General features: G+C 46.8%; 18 protein-coding genes. 4 read left to right on the top strand and 14 right to left on the bottom strand.

All coding sequences use genetic code 11. From position 1 onward, the window contains the following. Positions 1-178 precede the first annotated feature (178 nt). The 3 genes from GWP43_RS04080 to GWP43_RS04070 all read left to right on the top strand — a co-directional run bounded on the left by GWP43_RS04080 (position 179) and on the right by GWP43_RS04070 (position 5,329). Entirely contained in the window at positions 179-1,849 is a 1,671-nt protein-coding gene (locus GWP43_RS04080; RefSeq protein ID WP_462218610.1) for a RecQ family ATP-dependent DNA helicase, read from the top strand. Positions 1,850-1,981: 132 nt separating this feature from the next. Next, positions 1,982-3,907, top strand: a complete 1,926-nt coding sequence (gene ligA, locus GWP43_RS04075) for an NAD-dependent DNA ligase LigA (protein WP_162662913.1) — start codon at positions 1,982-1,984, stop codon at positions 3,905-3,907. Between the two features lie 678 nt (positions 3,908-4,585). After that, the gene (locus GWP43_RS04070) at positions 4,586-5,329 is read left to right on the top strand and encodes a YebC/PmpR family DNA-binding transcriptional regulator (RefSeq protein WP_162662911.1); all 744 of its coding nucleotides are present in this window, start codon (positions 4,586-4,588) and stop codon (positions 5,327-5,329) included. A gap of 134 nt (positions 5,330-5,463) precedes the next feature. Here GWP43_RS04070 and GWP43_RS04065 read toward each other — a convergent pair whose 3' ends face one another. The 13 genes from GWP43_RS04065 to GWP43_RS04005 all read right to left on the bottom strand — a co-directional run bounded on the left by GWP43_RS04065 (position 5,464) and on the right by GWP43_RS04005 (position 19,080). Next, on the bottom strand, positions 5,464-6,201 hold the full coding sequence (locus GWP43_RS04065) for a 16S rRNA pseudouridine(516) synthase (RefSeq protein WP_162662910.1): 738 nt from the start codon (positions 6,199-6,201) through the stop codon (positions 5,464-5,466). A gap of 15 nt (positions 6,202-6,216) precedes the next feature. After that, on the bottom strand, positions 6,217-7,077 hold the full coding sequence (locus tag GWP43_RS04060; protein WP_162662907.1) for an alpha-hydroxy-acid oxidizing protein: 861 nt from the start codon (positions 7,075-7,077) through the stop codon (positions 6,217-6,219). 35 nt (positions 7,078-7,112) lie between these two features. Beyond that, positions 7,113-8,291 (bottom strand): hypothetical protein, encoded by a 1,179-nt coding sequence (locus tag GWP43_RS04055; RefSeq protein ID WP_162662905.1) that lies wholly within the window; start codon positions 8,289-8,291, stop codon positions 7,113-7,115. 254 nt (positions 8,292-8,545) lie between these two features. Further along, complete coding sequence (locus GWP43_RS04050; protein ID WP_162662903.1) at positions 8,546-9,364, bottom strand: PhnE/PtxC family ABC transporter permease; 819 nt, start codon at positions 9,362-9,364, stop codon at positions 8,546-8,548. Continuing rightward, complete coding sequence (locus GWP43_RS04045) at positions 9,361-10,215, bottom strand: ABC transporter permease subunit (RefSeq protein WP_162662901.1); 855 nt, start codon at positions 10,213-10,215, stop codon at positions 9,361-9,363. The genes GWP43_RS04050 and GWP43_RS04045 overlap by 4 nt, the downstream gene beginning before the upstream one ends. Next, the gene (gene phnC / locus GWP43_RS04040; protein ID WP_203232443.1) at positions 10,205-10,978 is read right to left on the bottom strand and encodes a phosphonate ABC transporter ATP-binding protein; all 774 of its coding nucleotides are present in this window, start codon (positions 10,976-10,978) and stop codon (positions 10,205-10,207) included. The genes GWP43_RS04045 and phnC overlap by 11 nt, the downstream gene beginning before the upstream one ends. A 66-nt stretch (positions 10,979-11,044) precedes the next feature. Next, entirely contained in the window at positions 11,045-12,022 is a 978-nt protein-coding gene (locus GWP43_RS04035; RefSeq protein ID WP_162664733.1) for a phosphate/phosphite/phosphonate ABC transporter substrate-binding protein, read from the bottom strand. Positions 12,023-12,313: 291 nt separating this feature from the next. Continuing rightward, complete coding sequence (locus tag GWP43_RS04030; RefSeq protein WP_162662897.1) at positions 12,314-13,000, bottom strand: ABC transporter ATP-binding protein; 687 nt, start codon at positions 12,998-13,000, stop codon at positions 12,314-12,316. 14 nt (positions 13,001-13,014) lie between these two features. Continuing rightward, positions 13,015-14,151, bottom strand: coding sequence for an ABC transporter permease (locus GWP43_RS04025; protein WP_162662895.1), 1,137 nt, complete (start codon positions 14,149-14,151; stop codon positions 13,015-13,017). Positions 14,152-14,196: 45 nt separating this feature from the next. After that, positions 14,197-15,474, bottom strand: coding sequence for an ABC transporter permease (locus GWP43_RS04020; protein ID WP_162662893.1), 1,278 nt, complete (start codon positions 15,472-15,474; stop codon positions 14,197-14,199). A gap of 27 nt (positions 15,475-15,501) precedes the next feature. Continuing rightward, positions 15,502-16,635, bottom strand: a complete 1,134-nt coding sequence (locus GWP43_RS04015; RefSeq protein WP_006190013.1) for a Fe-S-containing protein — start codon at positions 16,633-16,635, stop codon at positions 15,502-15,504. Between the two features lie 365 nt (positions 16,636-17,000). Further along, a complete protein-coding gene (locus tag GWP43_RS04010; protein ID WP_006190014.1) occupies positions 17,001-17,624 on the bottom strand; it encodes an iron transporter in 624 nt (207 codons plus the stop codon). Positions 17,625-17,781: 157 nt separating this feature from the next. Next, positions 17,782-19,080 (bottom strand): FTR1 family iron permease, encoded by a 1,299-nt coding sequence (locus GWP43_RS04005; protein WP_162662892.1) that lies wholly within the window; start codon positions 19,078-19,080, stop codon positions 17,782-17,784. Between the two features lie 149 nt (positions 19,081-19,229). On the opposite strand from GWP43_RS04005, the gene alr reads away from it, so the two are divergent. Next, on the top strand, positions 19,230-20,357 hold the full coding sequence (alr, locus tag GWP43_RS04000) for an alanine racemase (protein WP_162662890.1): 1,128 nt from the start codon (positions 19,230-19,232) through the stop codon (positions 20,355-20,357). Positions 20,358-20,436: 79 nt separating this feature from the next. Here the strand turns inward: alr and GWP43_RS03995 are convergent, their stop codons facing one another. Beyond that, positions 20,437-21,693 (bottom strand): cation:proton antiporter, encoded by a 1,257-nt coding sequence (locus tag GWP43_RS03995; protein ID WP_162662888.1) that lies wholly within the window; start codon positions 21,691-21,693, stop codon positions 20,437-20,439. Positions 21,694-21,903 lie beyond the last annotated feature (210 nt).

Raw genomic sequence — 21,903 nt, 5'->3', positions numbered from 1 at the left:
AAAAGTCGGTTACTTTTTCGATAACCCCTTCCCTACTTTTTTTGCAAAATTGTAAGCCATTTTGCTGTTGGTGACGCATATATATGGTATGAATATCATCAACAACAAAACGCCTGATGGCGAAATTCCCTACCTTTTTGAACCGGAGGCGGCGCTGCCCGATACGGAAAGCTGCCCCATGATTTTTGAATCGGATAATCCCGAATACAGCTTGGAAAAAACAGCCGATGCCGTTTCTATCTGCGCACAGACCGTATTCGGGATTCCGACGTTATACCCGTGGCAGCGGCTCGCGATTGCCAATATCCTCGATGCCGTACACGCTGCCGAAGCGGTCGAAGCTGCCGCATCGTCGACCGGTATTACGGCGTCGCACACCGAACCGCAATATGGACAATATGCCACAGAGCCGGCTGGAATTTCTACAGCGCCGGCCGGAACCGCGCTACCGCAAGCAGAGGATGACGTTCTGTCCGCTACCGGAGAACCTTTAAGCGAGCTTTATGACGAGGACGGCGTGTTGCGGGGCAGGCAGATCGTCTTGTTACCGACCGGCGCGGGAAAATCGCTGTGTTTTCAGGTACCGGCGCTGCTGTTGGATAAACCGACACTCATTATCTATCCGCTTTTAGCCTTGATGAGCGACCAGATGCGCCGGATGTGTGAAGGCAATCTTGAACCGGTGTTGTTCCGCGGCGGCCAAAGCGGACAGGAACGAGCCGCGCAGTATGCCCGCCTCGAAGGTACGGACGGAAAACCTCCTGCAAAACTCATCATTGCCAATCCCGAAATTCTGATGCAAAAAGAAGTGTTAAACCGTATTGCAAAGCGCGGCATTGCCCACCTTGCCATAGACGAGGCGCACTGCGTCAGTGAGTGGGGAGACAGCTTTCGGCCGGCCTATCAAACGCTCAAGCAGGTTATCGAAACGCTAAAACCTCCTGCCGTTACCGCTTTTACCGCAACAGCAGGCAACGATGTATTAAAGCGTATCGGCGAAGTTCTCTTTGACGGCCGGGCGCATCTGGTACGTGGAGAATCGGATCGTACCAATATTGCCTATTACGTACGACAATGCCGTGTAAAGGCGCCTGCCCTCCTGCAAGAGGTTATGCAGCGACAGCGGCCGATGGTTATTTTCTGTGCGACCCGGAACGGTACGGAACAAACCGCTGCGTTTTTACGGTATACGCTGCGGGATCGGGCAATTCGGTTTTATCATGCAGGCTTACAACGGAATGAAAAGGATGAGGTGGAGCAATGGTTTCATCAGCACGATAGCGCGATACTGGTAACGACCTGTGCATGGGGCATGGGCGTCGATAAAAAGAACGTACGTACTGTGATCCACCTGAATGCGCCGCCCACGGCCGAAGCTTATGTACAGGAAGCAGGAAGGGGTGGACGGGATGGAAGCCCCGCGCAAGCCGTGTTGCTGTGGAGCCCCGAAGACAAAGCGAGGATTGTGTTGTTGCCCGAAAAACAGCGGAAACGGGCTGAAATACTCGTCAATTTTGCCGAAAGCGGCCGTTGCCGGCGCGAGGTTCTGCTCGAAGCACTTGGAGAAGTGCGGGCCGTTCCGCTTCATGTAGGGGATGAAAGTATCGCCTGTTCCGGTTGCGATATCTGTAACGGAACCGCGTTGCTGTATCCGCAAGACGAGCAGGAGCTGATCAAATTTGTGACAGCCAATAAACGGAAATTCACCGTTCCGCAACTTATTCGGATATTGCATGAAAACCTTCCGTTTTGGCGCGCCGGCGACATTAGCAGTCTTATTTCTCAGCTTATCCATGAACAGAAAATTCGACCGGCTAATGCATTCTTCTGGAAAGGGGCACTTACATAGAGCAGCCGCATTAGGCTGCTTTTTCATATCCGCTACGAACGGCAATGATACTAATCAGTAGGAGTTTTCCGTTAGCCTTTTGGAAAGAGATGGTTGGTTGTATTTTTGTTACGTACATAGTATGTTTTCGATATGGAAAAGAATACACGGATACAAGAGCTTGAAGCACTGATAAAAAAGCATCAGGACTTATACTATAACGCGGAACCGGAAATTTCGGATGCGGATTTTGATTTATTGTGGGACGAGCTGCGCAGTCTCGATCCTCGGAATGCGCTTTTTGCAACAGTACCTAAGGACAGCGCTGACGGCTTCCCGAAGGCGGAACACATTATCCCGATGGGGAGTCAAGAAAAAGCAGCGGATCCCGAAAGTTTCCAAAAATGGGCGGAAAAGATGTCGTTCTCCGATTTTTTGGTACAATATAAACTGGACGGCGCCAGTATGGAGCTGCAATACGAAAAGGGGCGACTCGTTCGGGCAGTAACACGGGGCGACGGCAAAATCGGAGACGATATTACTGCGAATGTTAAAAAGATGCAGGGTGTCGTACTTGAGCTGAAAGGCAATTCCGCCCCTACCGGCACGGCGCCCTTTTCCGGCGGTATCCGCGGCGAAGTGCTGATGACCAAAGAGGTGCTACGCCGTTTTTATCCCGATAAAAAAAATTGCCGGAATGCGGCAAACGGGTTGATGAAGCGGAAGGACGGCAGCGGCAGCGAGCACCTCGAAATTATCTGTTACGATGCCGCCGCGGGAACAGTCGGAAAGCCCTTTACCGAAACGGCGCCTTTCACCACAGAAACCGAGAAACTCAACTGGCTTGAAGCGCAGGGTTTCTTACAGGTGCCGGTTACGCGGTGCGCCGGCGTCCGGGAAGTTATCGACTACCGCGCCCATGTTATGGATATACGTAGCACTATTCCCTACGACATCGACGGCCTTGTCGTTAAAAACGACCGCATCGATACTGCAGACCTCAGTAGGGCGCGGCCGGAAAAACAGATCGCCTTTAAGTTCAGCCTTGAAGAAGCGGTTACTGTATTGCGCAGCGTCGAGTGGAGCGAGTCGGGCGCTACCTACACCCCCATCGCAGTCATCGATCCGGTACAGCTGGCGGGCACAACCGTTAAGCGGGCAAACCTCTGCAACCCGAACATGATTGCGGAACTAAACCTTAAGATCGGTAGTAGAGTGCTGGTAACCAAACGGGGGGAGATTATCCCTAAGATAGAAGCGCTCATCGAAAACCCTGCGTCATGTGTGCCCATTGAACAGCCGTGCCGATGCGGGAGCTGCGGTACTGAACTCCGCGATGAAGGCACCCGCCTGTACTGCCCCAATCCGGCTTGCCCTAAGCTTATTCATCACCGGATAGAAAAATGGATCAACACCCTCGATATTCAAGACTTTGGGACGGCGCTCCTTAAACAGCTCTTTGATGCACAGCGTCTCCGCTCTATTTCCGATTTATACACCATTACGGTTGAAGAACTTGCCACTTTGGAACGCATGGGAAAAAAGTCGGCGGAAAAAGTGTACAGAGCGCTTCATGCCAAACGCGAAATCTCCCTGCCGACCTTTATTGCCGGTTTTGATATTGAAGGCATCGGCCGTATTATGGTAGAAAAACTGGTTGATGCAGGCTTTGATACTCTCGAAAAACTACTCGCAGCTTCGGAGGAAGACTTTGCCTCCGTGTACCAATTCGGCAGCGTCCTTGCCCATACGCTTACGCTCGGCCTCCGCGATGCAAAGGAAGAAATGCTGCACCTTACCGGTTCGGGGATTATCGTTATTCAAGCGCCTGTCTCCGCTCAAGGAAATCTTCCGCTTGCAGGAAAAAGCTTTTGCTTTACCGGAGAGTTGAACACGCTTAAAAGGAAAGAAGCGGAGGCAATGGTGCAGGCCAAGGGCGGAACGGTAAAATCCTCGGTAACAAAGGGACTTACGTACCTCGTGACCAATACCCCCGATTCCGGTTCGTCAAAAAACAAGAAGGCGCAGGAACTCGGCACTGCGATTATCACCGAAGACGAGTTTTTAAAACTGTTTTAATACCGGCCTCGTAGATACCTCGTCAGCAAATGGACATCTGTTTCCCTTCCGCCCTTCCAGCGCTTTTGCAAATAACCTGTTGAGCAGTTATACATCCGTGTACACTTTTTACCGACATACATCCGTGTATGTCGGTAAAAGACAAGTTTTGTACACAAAACTTGCTTCTGATTAGCTCCCCGCCCATCCTTGGGCGTTCTGATGACAAGTTTTCGCTGCGCAAACTCGCTTCTGTATGGAAGCACGGACATCCTTGTCCGTTCTGTAATTTCAAGGCGCGAGCAAAAATCAACAACCCCGACGCAAGCGTCGGGTACCGTGCTCAACGTTTCGCACGGTATGTTCTCATAAGGTGGTTGCAGTCGGCTTTAATACCCTTTGTTACGACGCAGAGTGTCGGGGTATTAAACCCTCCGCACGAATAAAGCGGAGACGTACTTTTTGTACGTTGAGTATTTTCAGAAGTGGCACGGATGCCACTGGTTCAACCAGAAGCGATATTTCGGCAAAGCCGAAATTCGCCATTAAAAGTGTACACGGATGTACACTTTTAATGATGCGACGCAGTAGATGCCCCGCATATTTTCAAAAGACGTATAATTGACAGAGCTGTGTTTATATGATATAAATTTTGCGCATATTTTGTTTTTAAACCTTTTAAGGCGGAGGGAGTATATAATGTCCGGACACAGTAAATGGGCGACGATTAAACACGCAAAAGGAGCCGCTGACGCAAAACGCGGTCAGATGTTTACAAAGTTTATTAAAGAAATTTCTATAGCTGCACGTATGGGCGGCGGGGATCCGAACGGTAACCCGCGGTTAAGAACTGCGATATTAAAAGCACGTGCGGCTAACATGCCGAAAGATAATATTGAACGGGCTATCAAGAAAGGTACCGGCGAATTGGGCGGTGCAAGTTATGAAGAGCTGTTGTACGAAGGCTATGCGCCGGGCGGTGTTGCGGTATTGGTAGAGGTACTGACCGACAATAAAAATCGGGCTGCAGCCAATGTGCGTAACCTCTTTTCCAAAAATGGAGGTAACCTCGGTGCGACGGGTTCGGTAGCTTATATGTTTAACCGCAAGGGTGTTATAGAATACGATGCCGAAGTAGTAAGCGAAGAAAAACTGATGGAAGAAGCCTTGGAAGCAGGGGCGGAAGATATTCAGACTGAAGGCGGTATTATCACGGTAACAACCGATCCCAACGACTTTGCTTCCGTGCTTGAAGCTTTACAGGAAAAAGGATTTGAATCCGTTTCTGCAGAAATCTCTATGATCCCTGCAACGTATATGAGTTTGGAGGCAGAGACAATCCGCAAAGTATTAAAAATGGTCGAGCGTCTTGAAGAAGATGACGATGTCCAGAACGTATACACAAATCTTGATATTCCCGACGATTTTGAACCTGAGGAGTAACGGTACATTTTGTAATTTTTCAATATCTTGTTCCATAATTAAACGCCATGCTATCGTTGTTTTCAACGGTTGCTATGGCGTTTTTATTTTATACCAATTAGAGATTGTAATACTTTCAGCAATAATAACAATTCTTATATCTTCTTAAGCGCTGTAACTTCATCGGAGGTAAGCTCGCGGCAAGAACCGGCAGATAATTGCGGATCGAGCATAACGCCCCCCATCGAAATTCGTTTGAGGTAGATCACTTCATTTCCAAGCACTTTTATCATTTTTTTTACTTGATGATATTTCCCTTCGCAGATATGCATCAAAAATGCCCATTTCGTTTTTATGTTTTGTGCTTCCGTACGTTCAAAGATCGCAGGAAGACAGGTGAAAGTTTTCCCGAGTGATAATCCTTGAGCACAGGCCGTTTTGGCAACGTAAAACTCGGCTTCGGTGAAAGGAACCGCTGTTTCAAGATAATAGCTTTTTATACAGGCTGATTTCGGGGCAGTAAGTCGATGAGTAAGCTCTCCGTCATCGGTAATGATGAGCAGCCCTTCGGTATCGAGGTCGAGCCGTCCGATGGGGAAAAGACTCATTGCAGAAAAAGGCGGCGGCAGCAGCTCCATAACGGTGCGGTGCAGCGGATCGGAGGTAGAAGTAACAACCCCAGCCGGTTTGTTCAGCATAAGGTAACAACAGGTGCGGAGGTACAGTTTTTCTCCGTTATGTGAAAGTGTATCGTTTTCAGGGTCAAGCAGCGTCCCCGCATCGGTTACCCGTGTGCCGTTGATTCGGAAATCTTCTTTACGCAAAAGCCGCCGTACATCTTTCCGTGAACCTAATCCGTTCGCAGCGAGTATTTTATCTATCCTGACAAGCATTTTCCGCAAATATGTTTAACCTACAGTTAGGCGACGGTACAGCTCCCGTACACCTTGAGCTTTATCTTTCAACAGTGCAGTAATGCAGGGGCGACCGATCATCACCTGTGCCGCACCGAGTCGTTTTGCGGTAACTATATCCATGCGACTCCGCAATCCTCCGTCTACCCACACCTCGCCTGCAAACTTACGGAGCGTACTGCCGTACTCGGCTAAAAAATCCGCCGTACTGCCGCGCCTTGTTTCTATCCTGCCACCGTGATTGGAAATAACGGCAACATCAGGACGCAACTCTTTTACCAGCTCGACATTTTCGGGTAAAAATATTCCTTTAATTGCAAAAGGTTTTTGTGCATACCGCTGTATTTCTTTCAGGCTCTGTGCATCTTTTTGTTCAAGCTGAACAAGGTTACGCATTGTTACAATATTATAGGAATCGATATCGATCCCTACCAGATCGGCAGAGCTGCGTACCCAATCTATCCGTTCAAAGATACGGGGATTAGGATACGGCTTAATGAACACCGCTCCGGTTTTTCCGTATCGCTGCAGGGCTGCAAGACCTCCCTGTATCTTTGCGTCGGGGTATCCGTCTCCAATGCTGAGCAGGAATCCTGCTTCGGCACAAGCTTCAATTAAATCGAAATAAAACGCGGCTTCATCTCCATAGCCGACATTTTCGACACCGCCGGTAATAGGAGCCAATCTAATGGGAGGTAGCACATCATCGCACAGGGTATCGCTATAATACTTCTGCCATGCAGAACAGTTGCTGATAAAATTGGCGCTTTGAAATACGCCGCCCATTCCGGGCAGTTCACCAAGGCAGCCGTATCCGTCGCATTCGGCACAAAAATGGCATTTATATCCGCTCATGATTTTTCTACAATAAAGGGTAGCATTTTATGCATTTATAAATTACGTTTCAGGGCTATCTTGGCTTCAAACATAGAAGCAGGAGCAGCGTAAAAGAGCGGGTAAAACGAAAAACGGAAATCAAGATCGCAAGGTTCGATATTCAGGGTATAGAACGGCGTAAAGGCGAGTACTAATAGCGGCATAGTCGTGGGGCGTGTTATCGGCAGTGCAATCAGACTGTGAAAACCCCCTTGCATTTTATTTAATTCTATCCTTCCGAAACCGAAGAACATATTTAATCCGCCGTATAGCTCATTATGAATGATAGTAAAAGGCTTTATAAGCGGTGCAACAGGAAAAAGCCCGCCGGATTGAGTGTCTCGGATCTTGGAAATAAAGAATGTAAAATCAAAGTCCATGCGTTCAAGTGCGATACGCGGTTCAAAAAATGCAAAGATATTGCCGATAAGATCTTTTCGTAGCGTTGCGCTTCTGAAATTCGTTTTATGTAACCCAACCTGCGTAAAAATACCGACATTATCATGAACGGTAAAAAGTGCCGAAGCTGATGTTGCAAGAGATACTTTCGCCGCTTTATCACTAATATGAAAGGAGAAGTTTGCATTGATAAGTGCAATATTTGTGAAAACACCGCCCTGTGCGTATAGGCTGTATTCTTGTTTATCCTTTATTCCGCCGTTCCAGCTGAAAGAGCCTCCTACATACCCAGTGTTTAAAATGAGTCCTGCAGCACTGACACCTAAGCCTTCACGAGGACGAGGCGGCGTAAAAAGTGCGGCAATATCGTTTTCATACATTTTTACCGGTCGCATACGCTGCTTAAGAAAATCAAAGCTATAGTGTTCACCCGTAAGGCTCTGATGTTGTCCTGTAAAGACCGATAAAATCAGGGGCTGACCTATAAAATTCGGAAAGTTCAAAGAAAAATCAACACAAGTAAATTGTCCCGGTATCCGCGACAGTTGTTCCGGATGGAAAAAGCGCAGAACATCAGGAACATAGAGCGCAAGGTTTAGGTCGCTGTAAAAACGTTCTCCGTGAAGTAAACGGAAATTAATGGATGATTGTTGGACTATACTGAATTGCGACGAACTGCTTGGTTGCTTGCCTGCTAATATCCCGAAGTTAAATTCAGGTACGTTAACCTCTAAGGCTACAGCAGTGTATATCATCGAAAAACATACAAAGATACGCGCTATATTTTTTTTCATTTAAAACTCCCTATGGGCATTTCTAAAAGCTCGGTTAGCTTTTAGAAATGCCCGACGAGTTTAAAATTAAGTCTTATCCAATAATAACTTAATTTTAATAATAACTTAATTTTAAACGTCGCAACTAAATTTAAGGAAAACCTCTAAAAACTGATTCGCAATCCGCTTTAGCGGATATGACAAATCATTTCCTTACAGAACAAGCCGATAGGTTTGCAGTTTTTAGAGGTTCCTTATACAGTGTCGGTATTTTTTTAATGCTGCTTGATTCCTTTCCGCAGACGCAGAGAGAGCAGCTCCAGTAAAATGACGGTACCGAAAATAGTGTATGTGATAACGCCGACTTCCCGTATATCATAATAGAGATTGCCTGCCATGAATAAATAATACCCGATGCCGCCCGATCCTGCGGCGGCGCCGATTGCGACGGCATTGATAAAATTGATTTCGAAGCGGAAAAATGTCCATGAAATAATGGATGTTGCAGCAACCGGGATAACCGCTTGCGTAATAATGCCGGAAAATCCCGCTCCGCAGGCTCGCAAAGCATCAATTGTATCGCGGTTAATCTGTTCAAAGCTTTCCGAAAACACTTTTACCAAATAAGCAATGCTATGGAAGCACATACCGATAACGGCGGCATCGGTACCGATATTAATCGTAACCGAGAAAACCAGCACCCAAATAATTGTGGGAATTGATCGGATAATTGCGGTAATAATACGGATTATTTTTACGACACCCGAAGGAGCGATATTTCGAGCTGCTCCGAGAGCCAAGAAAAAAGCGATAGCGGCACCACCGATCGTCGTTAAAATCGATAGTGCAAAACTGATACCGAGTGAGTACGCAAGTTCACCGATGGGTAAATGATCCGACCGCTTCGGCTGCAAAAAAAGGATGCGTCCATAGTGAAGCAGATTATGCCATGAACTCTTCCAATCGATTGTTTCCTGCGCAAGCAAAAAACATCCCCAAATACTGATACCGAAAAGAACAGCAAATACAAGAGAGGGCATATATTGTTTTTTTCTCGGCAATCGGCAACGGCCAATACTGGTATGGTTTTTCATAGTAATATCCTTCGCACCCTGTTGGAAATGCTGTCGATGCAAAGTACGAGTATCGTCAGCACACAAATGATAAGACCTGCTTCGGGATAACGAAAGCTTTTAAAATACAGATTAAAAAGGAAGCCGATACCCGTTCCCGTCAAAATGCCGATCAATGCCGAATCTCTGACATTGGTTTCTATAGCATAGAGTAGCCATGAAATAAAGAGCGGAAGGACATTTGGTAATACGCCGTGAATGATAATCGGTATATACGATACGCCTGCTGCTTCCAAAGCCGTATACGATTCTTCGGCGTGAGAGTCGATAATTTCGGTAAAAGCTCGGGTTAAATGTCCTGCGGTAATAAAAAAAAGAGCCAAAAAACCGGTTACGGCATTTTGCTTAAAAGATAACAGCAATAGAATAGACCATGCGGGAAGAGGTATATTTCTAAAAAAAGATGCGGCACCGGAACAGACAATACGCAATACGCGGAAGCGGCCGGTTGTTTGCGAACCGGCAACAGCCGCTACACAGGCAACACAAAAAGCTGTAGTTGATGCCGTTATCGCGATAACGGCTGTGTGCAGCGAAGTTTTAAAAATAAGTGGCAGCACAGAAATCGATTGTGCCGATGGAAAAAAATTCCTTACCAGCCAATATAGTCCGCGTGGAATCCCTGTTAGTGCATTCCATGCCGTAAACCCCGTCATAATTGCCGAAGCTGTATATAACGCGGCAGCCGTGAAAAAGATAGTCAATGTTCTTAGTTTTTTTTTCTTGAAGAAAGCCTCTGAAGAAGGCGATTGCCGGTGCTGATGTGATTCAAAGGCAGGATATTGCCTACCTATCGGAATATCAAATTTCATGGCCGTCTTTCTTTTCGGTATGGGTTCCGGAAGAAAAAATAGTGTGCAGCGCTTTTTCCGAGAGTTCTTCCGGTTTTCCGTCAAAGACCACTTTTCCGTTGCCTAAACCGATAATCCTGTCAGAATACCGCTTTGCGTATTCAACATGATGCAAATTCATAATGCAGGTAAGATTCCGTGCTCTAACTATCTTTTCAATATAATCAAGGATATCCTGTGCGCTTTGCGGATCGAGTGAAGAGACAGGTTCATCGCATAAGAGTATTTCCGGACGTTGCATCAATGCCCGCGCAATGCCGGTACGTTGTTTTTGACCACCACTTAAATCTGCACACCGCTGATAAAGGTAATCCGAAAGGCCGAGTTCTTCGAGTATTGCTAGAGCCCGCGCCCTCTCGCCCTGCGGATACAGCCCGAATAGGCTACGATACAGCGGCAAAGCACCGAGACAGCCGTGGAGCGTGTTTTCAAGAACGGTGAGCCGTTCTACTAAATTATAGTTTTGAAAAATCATTCCGATTTTTCTACGAAGCTGTTTCAATCGGCGATTGTTCATTTTTTGCAGTACTTCACCGTCGATCTCAACCGTACCGGCAGTGCAATCGATAAGCCGATTAATACAGCGGATAAAGGTTGTCTTACCCGCTCCCGAAGATCCGATAACAGAAACTATTGTTCCCTGTTCAATCGTAAGATCGATGGAATCTAATGCGCGTCTACCGCCTGTATATTGTTTTGAAACATCTTTAAAGGTAATCAACAATTCAAACCCTATTCATGCAGAGGATTTTACCCCCGGTGCTTCTGCCGAAATAAGTTAATATTATAATTACCTAGTAGAATTCCTGATCTCATCATACCAGGAATCATCGGTAGCAACCAGCCGTGTCTTTTCGGAATACTTAGGATATATACCTTTTTTACCGGAATCCTTTACATTAAAAATTCCGGGATTATTAGCTGTCTTATCCGACGTCAGTGCATCCTGTATCTTCTTTATGTCCGAGGCTGAAAGGGTGTTTGCGTTGACGGTGATCGGTGCATTTAAGACGGGAATGGAACGGATTACAGTCATTTCACTTCCTGCAAAGGAGGTAAAAGGTTCATCAGCTCCTACGGTTACGCGGTAGACGGCACCGGTTTTATAAGCTTCCCCTTCGAGCAGTTCGTACACGCCGATTGTCTGTGGGATGGCAAAGGCTGCCGCATCTGCATCGCCGCGGAAAAGGTTGACCTGTGAGCCCTGGTGGGAACCGGCAAATAGCACCTTAGAAAATACTTTGTCGCTCAATATAAGATCGTCGGTATTATCAAGAGCAAAAGCGGCTGCCAAAACACGTGCGGGAATAACAAACCCAGAGGTAGAGCTTGCTGCCACAAACGACATTCTTTTACCTTTTAATAGGCTTAAGTCAAAACTGCCGTCAGCCTTTTTATAGCTATCGGCATCCTTCCGCTGTACACCAATGAAGCTGTAATACTTTGCATCTTCAAGCGTTCCGCTGGGTCCCGAATTCGTTGCAATGGGAACAACGGCGCTGTTCCGTTTATGTGCGGTAAGGTACCCTTCGGCACCGACATAAGCCATATCAGCCTTACCGGAAACGAGCGCTTCCAATGCGATGTTATAGTCAGTCGTTGTCAAAATTTCAACATCGCGTCCGACGGCTTCTTTTAAAATTTCTTTGAATGCAGCGCGGGCATCTTTCATGGATTCGCTTGACTCATTTGGATAAAAAACCATTGTGAGCGGCTTTTGTTCTGCTTTACTACATGAGCAAACAAGTAAAATTGAAAGGCACGTCATAAAAAGAAACGGTTTAACATACCGCAACATCTTTTCTGCTGGTGAAGCGGTTGTAGCACAAAATAAAGAGGATTTCATAACTTTCTCCACATTTTAGGAAATCGCTAAAAGCAGTTTTTAGCGATTTCCGATTATGCGCGCCAGTTTACTATAATTGGAGTCTTTGTGCAATCGCTTACACCACTCCACAATCCCACGCCACAGGCCGCTTTTTTATATCCGCCGCAGATGGCAGTAATACTAATCAGTAGTATATCTAAAAAGCCCCTAATGTGTTTTTCCCTGTGCATCTTATTTTTGCAACACAGGTCGTGTTCTGCTCATCTTTTCGATGCGCGCGATTTTTCCGTGCTCAAGTACAACCATCCGTTCCGCTTGATCGGCGACCTCGGGGTCGTGGGTAACGACGATAATGGTACTGCCGGTATTGTGCAGCTTTTCAAAAATCTCCATAACTAAAAGTTCGTTTTTTTCATCGAGGTTGCCGGTCGGTTCGTCCGCAAGCAGGAGCTTGGGGTGATTGATGAGCGCGCGGGCAATACACACGCGCTGCTGCTCTCCGCCCGAAAGCTGATTGGGCAGGTGCTTTGCCCGCTCCTTTAAGCCGACGCTCGCAAGCGCTTCCATCGCCTCTTCTTCGTCGGGCATACTGTGGTAGTACTGCGCCATCATCACATTCTCAAGCGCGGTAAGATAATTGACGAGGTGGAATTGCTGAAATACCAAGCCGATGGTATCCCGCCGTACGACCGTTAATTCCTTTGATGATAATTTTGAAATATCCTGCCCCGCCAATTCAATCTTGCCGCGCGACGGCTTATCCATACAACCGATGATGTTCATCAGCGTCGTTTTACCGGAGCCGGACGGGCCCATAATCGACAGCCACTCGCCTTCTTCTACGTTTAAGTTTATGTTGTCTAAGGCTTTTAAGTCGCCGTAAATCTTTGAAATTCCGCTCAATGTTAAAATATCCATATAATTCTCCTTTGCTACTCCCCGCGTAAAACCAAAGCGGGGTCAATGTCTACCGTGGCGCGTACCGGGAATAAACAGGAAACAATCGTGATAATAATCGAGGCGATGACCGTAAACGGCGCAAGCTGTACCGGAAACGAAACCTCGCGGGCGAATACGCTGATACTCACGTTGTCCGCAAACACATAGCCTAATACCACACCCAAGATACCGCCGATTAAACCGAGCATCACCGCTTCACCCATAAAGTCTTTCACGACGCTGCTATTCGAAGCGCCGAGCGCTTTTTTAAGGCCGATTTCTTTTCTACGTTCTGCGACAACCGCCATCATCGTCGTTGTTACGCAGATCATCGTTAAGAACAACACGATGATAGTAACAATCCACACGAGCGCCTGCAGCTTGTTTAAGACTACATCCTGAGATTCCGTTACACGCTTTACAAGCCGCGGCGTAATACCGTTCACCTGCTTCGACACCGTGTCGGCTATCGATTTAAGGTATTCCTGATTGCCGTCGATGCTGCATTCAATAACATCAAACTGATCATCATACCCGATAATCCCTTTGATATCCTCAAGGCTCATAAAAATAAATTCTTCTTCTACGCCGCCGGTGGTAACGATACCCGACACCGTACATTCGTTGACGGTAACATCGCCGTTCGGCTTCGGCGTATTGACGATAAAGGTATCGCCGACCGACAACTCGATATTGCGGCTTATTTCGTGCCCGATCAGCACTTCCTTTTTATTGTGCGGCCAATCCCCGCGAATAAGCCAATAGGGGCTATTGCTTTTTGCGCTTGCCAAATCCGTCGCGGCGATCATGTACGGCTGTTCGTTTACCTTTGCCGACTGGTAGATGTACGGCGCAAAACCGACCAGCTTCTCAGGGTCAATCACCTGCTTAATAGCGCCGATTTGCTCCTGCGTAATCTTGGATTCGCTTTCCGCCGGAAGGAATATCAAATTTGCGCCGTACGACCGGAACACCGTCCCCATCTGGCGCGGAATATCATAGTAAATAGTTAACAAACCCGACAGCACCGTAGAGCCGATTGCGATTGCCAACAACGCGACAAGCATCCGTGAACGGCGGCGTATCAGCGAGCTTGTAATCATCTTTAAATACATTCTATTTCTTGTCATAGCGTTTCACTCCCGTATCCGCTCTTTCCGCTTTCGACGTGCATTTTATTTTCCATGCAGCACCTCCGTAGGATTGAGCTTGAGTAAATACCGTACCGAAGGCAGACTGCCGAGCAGGGTGATAAGAAAGATGATAAGCACGACAATCGGAATCACCATCGGCGCAGGAGGAATAGCCGAACCGAATACGCTCCGTCCGATAATCTGCGTTAAACCCAATCCGGCAAAGTAGCCGATTGTTCCGCCGATTAATCCGATAATCATAATCTCCGTCAGTACCGATACGGTAACCGCCGTGTTGCTCGCGCCGATTGCCTTTTTTAAACCGATTTCCGCGCGTCTATCCATCACGCTTGCCGTTACAAGGTTGGAAATTCCCAATGCGGAAGCGAGCAAGCTCAAAATTGTGATTAAGAGCATCAGCAGCGTGGTCTTATTTAAAATCGCCCCTTCGGATTCGGCAACCTGCCGCACCGGTTTTGCAACGGCATCGGTAATCACTTCCTGAATCTGATAGCAGATACTGCTGACATACGCGGTGCAGTACCATACCTCCATCTCTTTGATGGTTAAACTCAAAGGGTTCCGCGCGGCCTTTCGTGCGAGATCGTTATCGGGCGTCGTAAGCGCACTTACCTCAATGCTCTCACATACATCGGTTTTTCCTAACAGGCGCTGCGCCGTATGAAGGGGTGTAAAGATGTACTCATCCTCGTTGCTGCCCGAATTGAATATGCCGGAAACAGTCAACGATGCGCTTCCGGCAGGGCCTGTTACTTCGATTACATCGCCGACATGAATAGCGTTCCTCCCCGCAAAGAGGCTGCCGATCATACAGGCGGAATCATCGGTATCGGAAGCCCAAGCACCGGTTACTTCCCACCACGTCCGCATCCGCCGGATACCGGTAATAACTTCCTGTCCGGTGTGCAAGTCTATTTTATAATCGAACCATGTACCGGTCAGGCGGACGGGCTTATTTTGTCCCTTATATTCAACGGACACGTTTAAAAACGGAGCATAGTCAACAACATTGTACGCCCAAAATATAGTCTTAATTTTATACAGCTCATCCTCGCGTAAATACTTTTTGGTACTCCCCGACTCTACTCCGTAAATATCATCGAGAAGCGAGGCCTCTTTATGCACGACATTGATATTCGCTCCGTAGGTTTTCAGCTCCTGATTTACCTTATCCCCTACTCCGAGCATCGTATTGAGCATTGCGCTTGAAAGACTCGCACCCAGCGCAATGGTAAACGCAATCATCGCCATCTTCCCTTTCTGACGGAAGAGGGAACCGGCTATCATTCTCCAAAACATTGCTATCGAACCTCCATCTGGATATTCCTATTTAAAGCGGTGCGCTTCCGCTTCAAGATCGGCTATCTTTATCTTGATCTTTTCATCGTGGATGATATACGCAACCGGCACAGGGTTACATCCGCCCGGGAAGCCGATAGTTCCCTTGTTCATCACGACATCGCAGAGTTTACAGATAACCTCCCCGTTCCGTTCAAAATATCCGGTAGGACCGCAGATATCGCACGCATCAAGCCCTACGCCGTACGAGCCTTCGCTCTTTTTAATGGCAATAAACCGGACTTCAATTCCCTGCTCCGAAGTATACGCATACCGGTGCAGCTTATCATCTTCCAATTCCGAAATAGGAATCATCGCCATACCGTCGGCAATCGTATAATTTTCCGGCGGCGAAAGCGGAACTTCTCGGTCGACATAGTGCCGCAAAACGGACAGAGATAAAACCGAACCGATCAGCAAGACCAGCGAAAATTTCGCCCACCGGCGTGCGTTGCGCTTTTGCGCTTTCAGTTTCCGCAGTTCTGCATTGTTGTGATACGTTTCCGTAATTGTCCGGTTCTTCCGCCAGAGGATAATCGGCGGAATCATAATGAATAGGATAATTGCAAAGGTAAAGAAATTTCCGTGGTTTACGACCGCGGCAATGAATGCAAAGATAAAGTCGTTGCGAGGAATAATCCCCAACGAATAGAGGCGCTGTAAAATAACAACCACCTGCGTAACACCAAAAATGCAAAGCGCTCCGGCAACCGATACCTTGAGTTCTATGGCCGATAATTTAATCAACGTTTTATAGATCGCTAAACCGGCGCACAGCATACACACAATACCGAGTACATAGCCTATCAGTCTGAATAAGACAATCGTACTTACCGCGCTTTCGCCGTAATTAACCAATGTGGTTGCCAGCATGATGATAACGGGAAGATAGTAAAACAGCATCGAGGCTGCATACAAGAAAATTGCCGCACTAAAAAGATTTTCATATATATGCGCTATCTTTCGTTTAAGATTGGGTGAAATAAAAAGCAGGATGAGTAAAAAGAGAAGTGCGATGGTAACAGGAACCATGCACCAAAAAGCGAAACGTGTTCTATTTATATAGTTGGGAATTGATCTAAGAATTGCTGAAACAATACTGCCGGCAAAGCCCAGCAGCATACTTGCTAAAACGACAAGCCGTTTTTTTTTTCCGATTCTTCCGTTCTCTCGGACTCTTGAGTTTTAAATGAAGCAAATACAACGGCTAACACCAATGCAAAGGCGATACCTGCTTCAAAAACTCTTATATAAAATTTTAAGATGATACACCTCCAAGAAAAAACCGGCGGTAACCGCCACTCTTTCCCAAAACATACCTTTCAATAGGAGTATCTTGCAAAGAAAGAATAACGATTACCGCTTAGTGTGGCAAAGCAGTTTCCAAGACAACCTATCCCGAAACGGAAGTTTCCAAACAGGTTGATTGTAAGACATACCGATTAACTATTTAAATGAACCGGCACCGCCTTAAAACTGCATACTGTTTACCACTGAGGTCCTTTCCATTCAAAATCTTTCCATTCGACAACGAGCGGTTCCGTCCAGAAACGGCCGGTAACACCGGTTTCTTTGTCAACGTGCAACAGGTAATCGTTACCCGGAGCTTTGATTTCGAATTTGACATTGTATTTGCCGAGACCTTCTTCGAACTTCATGTTTGCACCATAGTGAGGGCCGTCATCGGCATTCATCGGCATAAATGCAACTTCCTGCACTTTGCTCGAGCCTTGCTTTTGAACATAAGCCTTAACATGAAGATACGGAACAAAGTCGCCTACGCCGTAACCGAGCGCTTTACCCTCATCATTTGCGTGGATATCCGCTTCGATGTGGCAGTCAGCTTCGTTCTTGGAAAGGCTGTTTCCGGCAGGTTCCATGTCAACCGGCTGGAAGTAAACGCCACCGATGTGGAGCGGGCCTACATCCTGTTCGTCTCCGATTGGGAACTCATCAAAACCTGCAGCTTCTTCTTCAGTCGGTGCAGGAGCCGCAGCTTTTTGTTCTGCAGCGGGTTTTGCCATTTCCTGCTTTTGCGCAGGTTTTTCACATGATGCAAGCACAAAAGCGATTGCAATCAGTGCAAAAAGGAAAGATACGGTTTTCTTCATTTTGAAACTATCCTCCTATAAATATCTTTATTTTCTTTTTGTTTCACATTCATTACAGCCTTGCAGGACACCGGTTATTTTCCGCAATCCGGCAGCCCAAAAGCAGTTGTCATCGGCGATCTCAAAAACTTTGCTTTTGAGATCGCCCTATATCTTTTTACTTTTGCCCAATCTTCGCCTTTTCAGCTTCAATTTGAGCACGCTGTTGTTTATTCTTTTTTGCATACACAACAGACATTGTGATAATCACCGCGAGTACGATAATCTGCGGAATGAGACTTTCATACGTTGCATAAATGCCGAGGAAGTCCATTTCAAAGCCCATCCACGGAATAACGGTCTTATTGACAACACCGGCAGCTTGCAGTTCCGACACACCTTTTCCGGTAAACGAAAAGCACATCGCATACATCAATATACTGGTAACCAAGAAGAAAGGCTTTAACGGCAACCGCACGGTTAAGAACCTAAATACTAGGAATACGGCAATCAGTACAATCGCTGACAGCACAATCGCCAAGATCATTGCATTCCGGCCGCTCGTTCCATGAATGGGAACGCCCTGGAAAAAGAGAATAAGCTCGGCACCTTCACGCGCAACTGCAATAAAGGCCGCGAAAATTAAGACCCATTTATTTCCGGTAGAAACCGATGCTTCAACCTTCTTATGAATGTACCGTTCCCATGCTTCGGTTTCGGACTTTGAAAGCATCCAGTTACTGACATAGAACAACACGATAACTGCGACAAACATACCGATGCCTTCAAAAACTTCCTGAGCGATGCCGCTCTGAGCACCGGCAACAGCGCCGAACAAAAAGGCCAGCAGAATACTTACCAAGATACCGCCCAACGCACCGACATATACCGACATGATATATTTCTTTTTTCCCGTTTTTACAAGATAGGCGATAATAGCGGCGATAACAAGGATTGCTTCCAAGCCTTCGCGGAGTACCAATACAAAACAGGAAATAAACGTTGCAACAACTGCCGATTGAGCGGTATTTGCAGTCTCGCTGCCGCTTTCGTCCAACGTGCCGTCAAGCTCGGCTGCATCATGGTAAAGCATTGCAATAAGCTTATCTTTATGCGCTTTTACCATCTCGCTGTCTTTATCGCTGTAGACATTTCGACGATATTCATAAAACGCATTTTCCACCGTTGTTTTACGGGCACCGGAAAGATACCCCATCGTTATCTTTTCCATCCCTTTAGATTCATAAAACCTAAAGTAGGCAACGTTCACTTCGTCATACGCCTCTTTGGATTTCCCTTGAGTATAAAGGTCGTAGGCATTATTGAGGTGCACTTCCATCTTTTTTACAATTCCTGTCCACGAATCCAGCACCTCTTCGTCGTTTGCGGCATACAGTCCGCTAACCGGAATAAATATGAACGATAAAGCGAACAAAATTGCGGCAAAGGTATGTTTTTTATTCTGTGTAATATACATAAAGCCCTCAACTAATTAGCTAAAACTTACAAATACGCCGCTAGTATATCACTCATAAAAATAATGTCAAGGGCGCGCCTCGGGGTAAACGTATTAAGGCGTTTTTTTATAAATTGCAATTATTTGCCGTTTGCAGTACAATGCCGCCCATGCGTGCAACAAAAGCGATTATCCATCTGGATAATCTGAAACATAACATTACCCAAATCAAACAAACCCTTGCTCCGGAAACAAAGATATGTTTACCGGTCAAAGCGGATGCCTACGGACACGGTGCCGTACGAACGGCGATTGCAGCTATTCGAGCAGGGGTTTCGTATCTTGCCGTCGCTTCCGTGCAGGAAGGTATAGAACTTCGAGAGGCAGGCATTGTCGCTCCCATCATTTCGCTCAGTCTGCCGATTTTGGAAGAAATAGACTCCATTATTGACTATAAACTGGAACCGCTCGTGATCGACGAAGAATTTATCAATGAGCTTAACCGCGTAGCCGATGTGCAAAAGAAAACCGTCGCGGTACATCTTAAAGTGGACACCGGCATGAGCAGGATAGGCTGCAGGCCGTCGGAAGCTGTAAAATTAGCGACTCAAATTGTGCGGGCAAAACACTTGCGGCTACAAGGCGTCGCAACGCACTTTGCCGTTGCGGATTCCGATTCCGAATCCGATCGTGCTTTTACAAAAGGTCAGCTCGAACGTTTTAGCGATGCCGTTGAAGCAATCAGACAGACGGGTATACACATTCCACTCGTTCATGCTGCCAATTCAGGTGCGGTACAGCTGTTGCCGGAAGCTCGGTTTGATATGGTGCGCCCCGGACTCCTTGCCTACGGCTACTTGCCCGTACAGAACGCAGCAACAGCTATCGACGTAAAACCCGTTATGGAACTGGTAACGCAGGTGGTACTGATAAAACAAATACGCGCCGGCACCTGCGTTTCCTACGGGCGCAACTGGACAGCCCCACAGGATACCTATATTGCAACGCTTCCGATCGGATATGCGGACGGTTTACGCCGCGCGCTTTCGCCCGGGTTGAAGGTACGCATCGGCAACGAATTTTTCCCCATTGTCGGTAGAATATGTATGGATCAATGTATGGTTGACCTCGGCGCGCACCCATGGGTGCAGCGATGGGACGAAGTATGCATTTTCGGCCCGAATCCGCAGGATAACAGCGCACAAACGCTGGCGGATATCGCCGGAACTATTCCCTACGAAATTACCTGCGGCATTCACAAGCGTGTTCCGCGTGTCTTTGTGAACGAAAGCCGATAAGCAACTGCGCCCTATAGCCTTATCTTCGGTTAGTGTCCCGTTTTCCGATGATTAGGAAAATGGGATACGTCCTGATGTGCTATACGGCGGGTGTCCCTGCAGGCGGCAGATCCTTTTCCGAAAATGCTTTCCCGAGTAAAATAGGCACAATCATAGAAGAAACAATGATCAGTAAAATAACCGGCGCAAAATATTCGGCCTTAACCATACCGACAGCAAGACCTTTTTGCGCTACGATGAGGGCTACCTCGCCGCGTACCATCATTCCCAGCCCTATCTGGAGCGATTCCCGTCGCTTAAAGCCCAAAGCCAATGCCGAACCGCCGCAGCCGATGATCTTTGCCAAGCAGCCGATAAGCACAAAGGCTATCGAAAACCATATCAAGCTCATATTCAGACCGCTTAAGTCCGTTTTAAGCCCAATGGCAGTAAAAAAGAGAGGACTAAAAAACATATATGAATTGATGTCTATTTTTTGTTCCATATAAGAGGCATCATGCAAGTTGCAAAACACAACTCCTGCAACATACGCACCGGTAATATCCGCGATGCCGAAGAACCGTTCGGTACAATAGGCAAAAATCAAAGCAACTCCCAGTCCGTAAATCGGAATACGGTGGGTATGCGGATGCCTATTATCATACCATTTAAAAATTCGATAAATTAGGTAACCTACAACTAACGAAGCGGCAAAGAAAGCTGCCGTTTTTATAATAAGCCCAAGGTAGTCGCCTTTGCCGGAACTGGCACCGAGTACAACCGTTAATGCAATAATGCCGAAGACATCATCGATGATTGCAGCGCTGATAATTGTTTGCCCGACTTCCGAATTTATCTTTCCCAGTTCTTTTAAGGCCACAACGGTAATACTGACCGACGTTGCCGTTAAGATAGTTCCGATAAACAGAGCTTGATAAAATACAGGTGTCCCAAATCCGTCAAAGCCCCAAAAGCCCAATGCCATAGCCGTGCCTAAAATCAACGGTACGATAACACCACAGGCAGCGATCACGGTGGATTTTATGCCGGATTTAACAAGCGATTTTAAATTAGTCCCCAAACCGGCAGAGAACATAATCAAGATGACACCGATCTCGGACATATACTCGATAAACTGGTTGGTTTCGGCGTAGATAATATTCGGTTCGGAACCGCCGAAATTATGAAAAAAAGGCAGGTAACGTAAGAAAAGCCCTGCAACGATTTCTCCGGCAACCTGCGGAATATTGATTTTTTTAGCAAGAAGACCGAGGTACTTCGCAGCGATAATGATAATTCCGACGGAAAGGACAATTTGCAGTGCGATTTCTTCAATCGGTATTTCCTTAGCAGACATAAAAAACTCCTTTGTACTTGAGAGGGTGCGCTAATAACGTGTTGATTCGTGCGGAAAGCTTAATATCCCGATGCCCTACGTCGGGGTTGTTGATTCGCATTCGGATTAACCGGTGTTTCCCTACTTTGAGTGTCCATTATAGTAAAAAAGAAAAGGAATCGCAATATTTTACGCAGAAGTTAAGGGCATCTAAAAAAAACTCGGTTAGAT

The sequence above is a fragment of the Treponema vincentii genome, from assembly GCF_010365865.1.
Lineage (GTDB): Bacteria > Spirochaetota > Spirochaetia > Treponematales > Treponemataceae > Treponema.
Note: the sequence above shows the minus strand (reverse complement) of the source record. Positions and strands in the feature narration are given on the sequence as shown.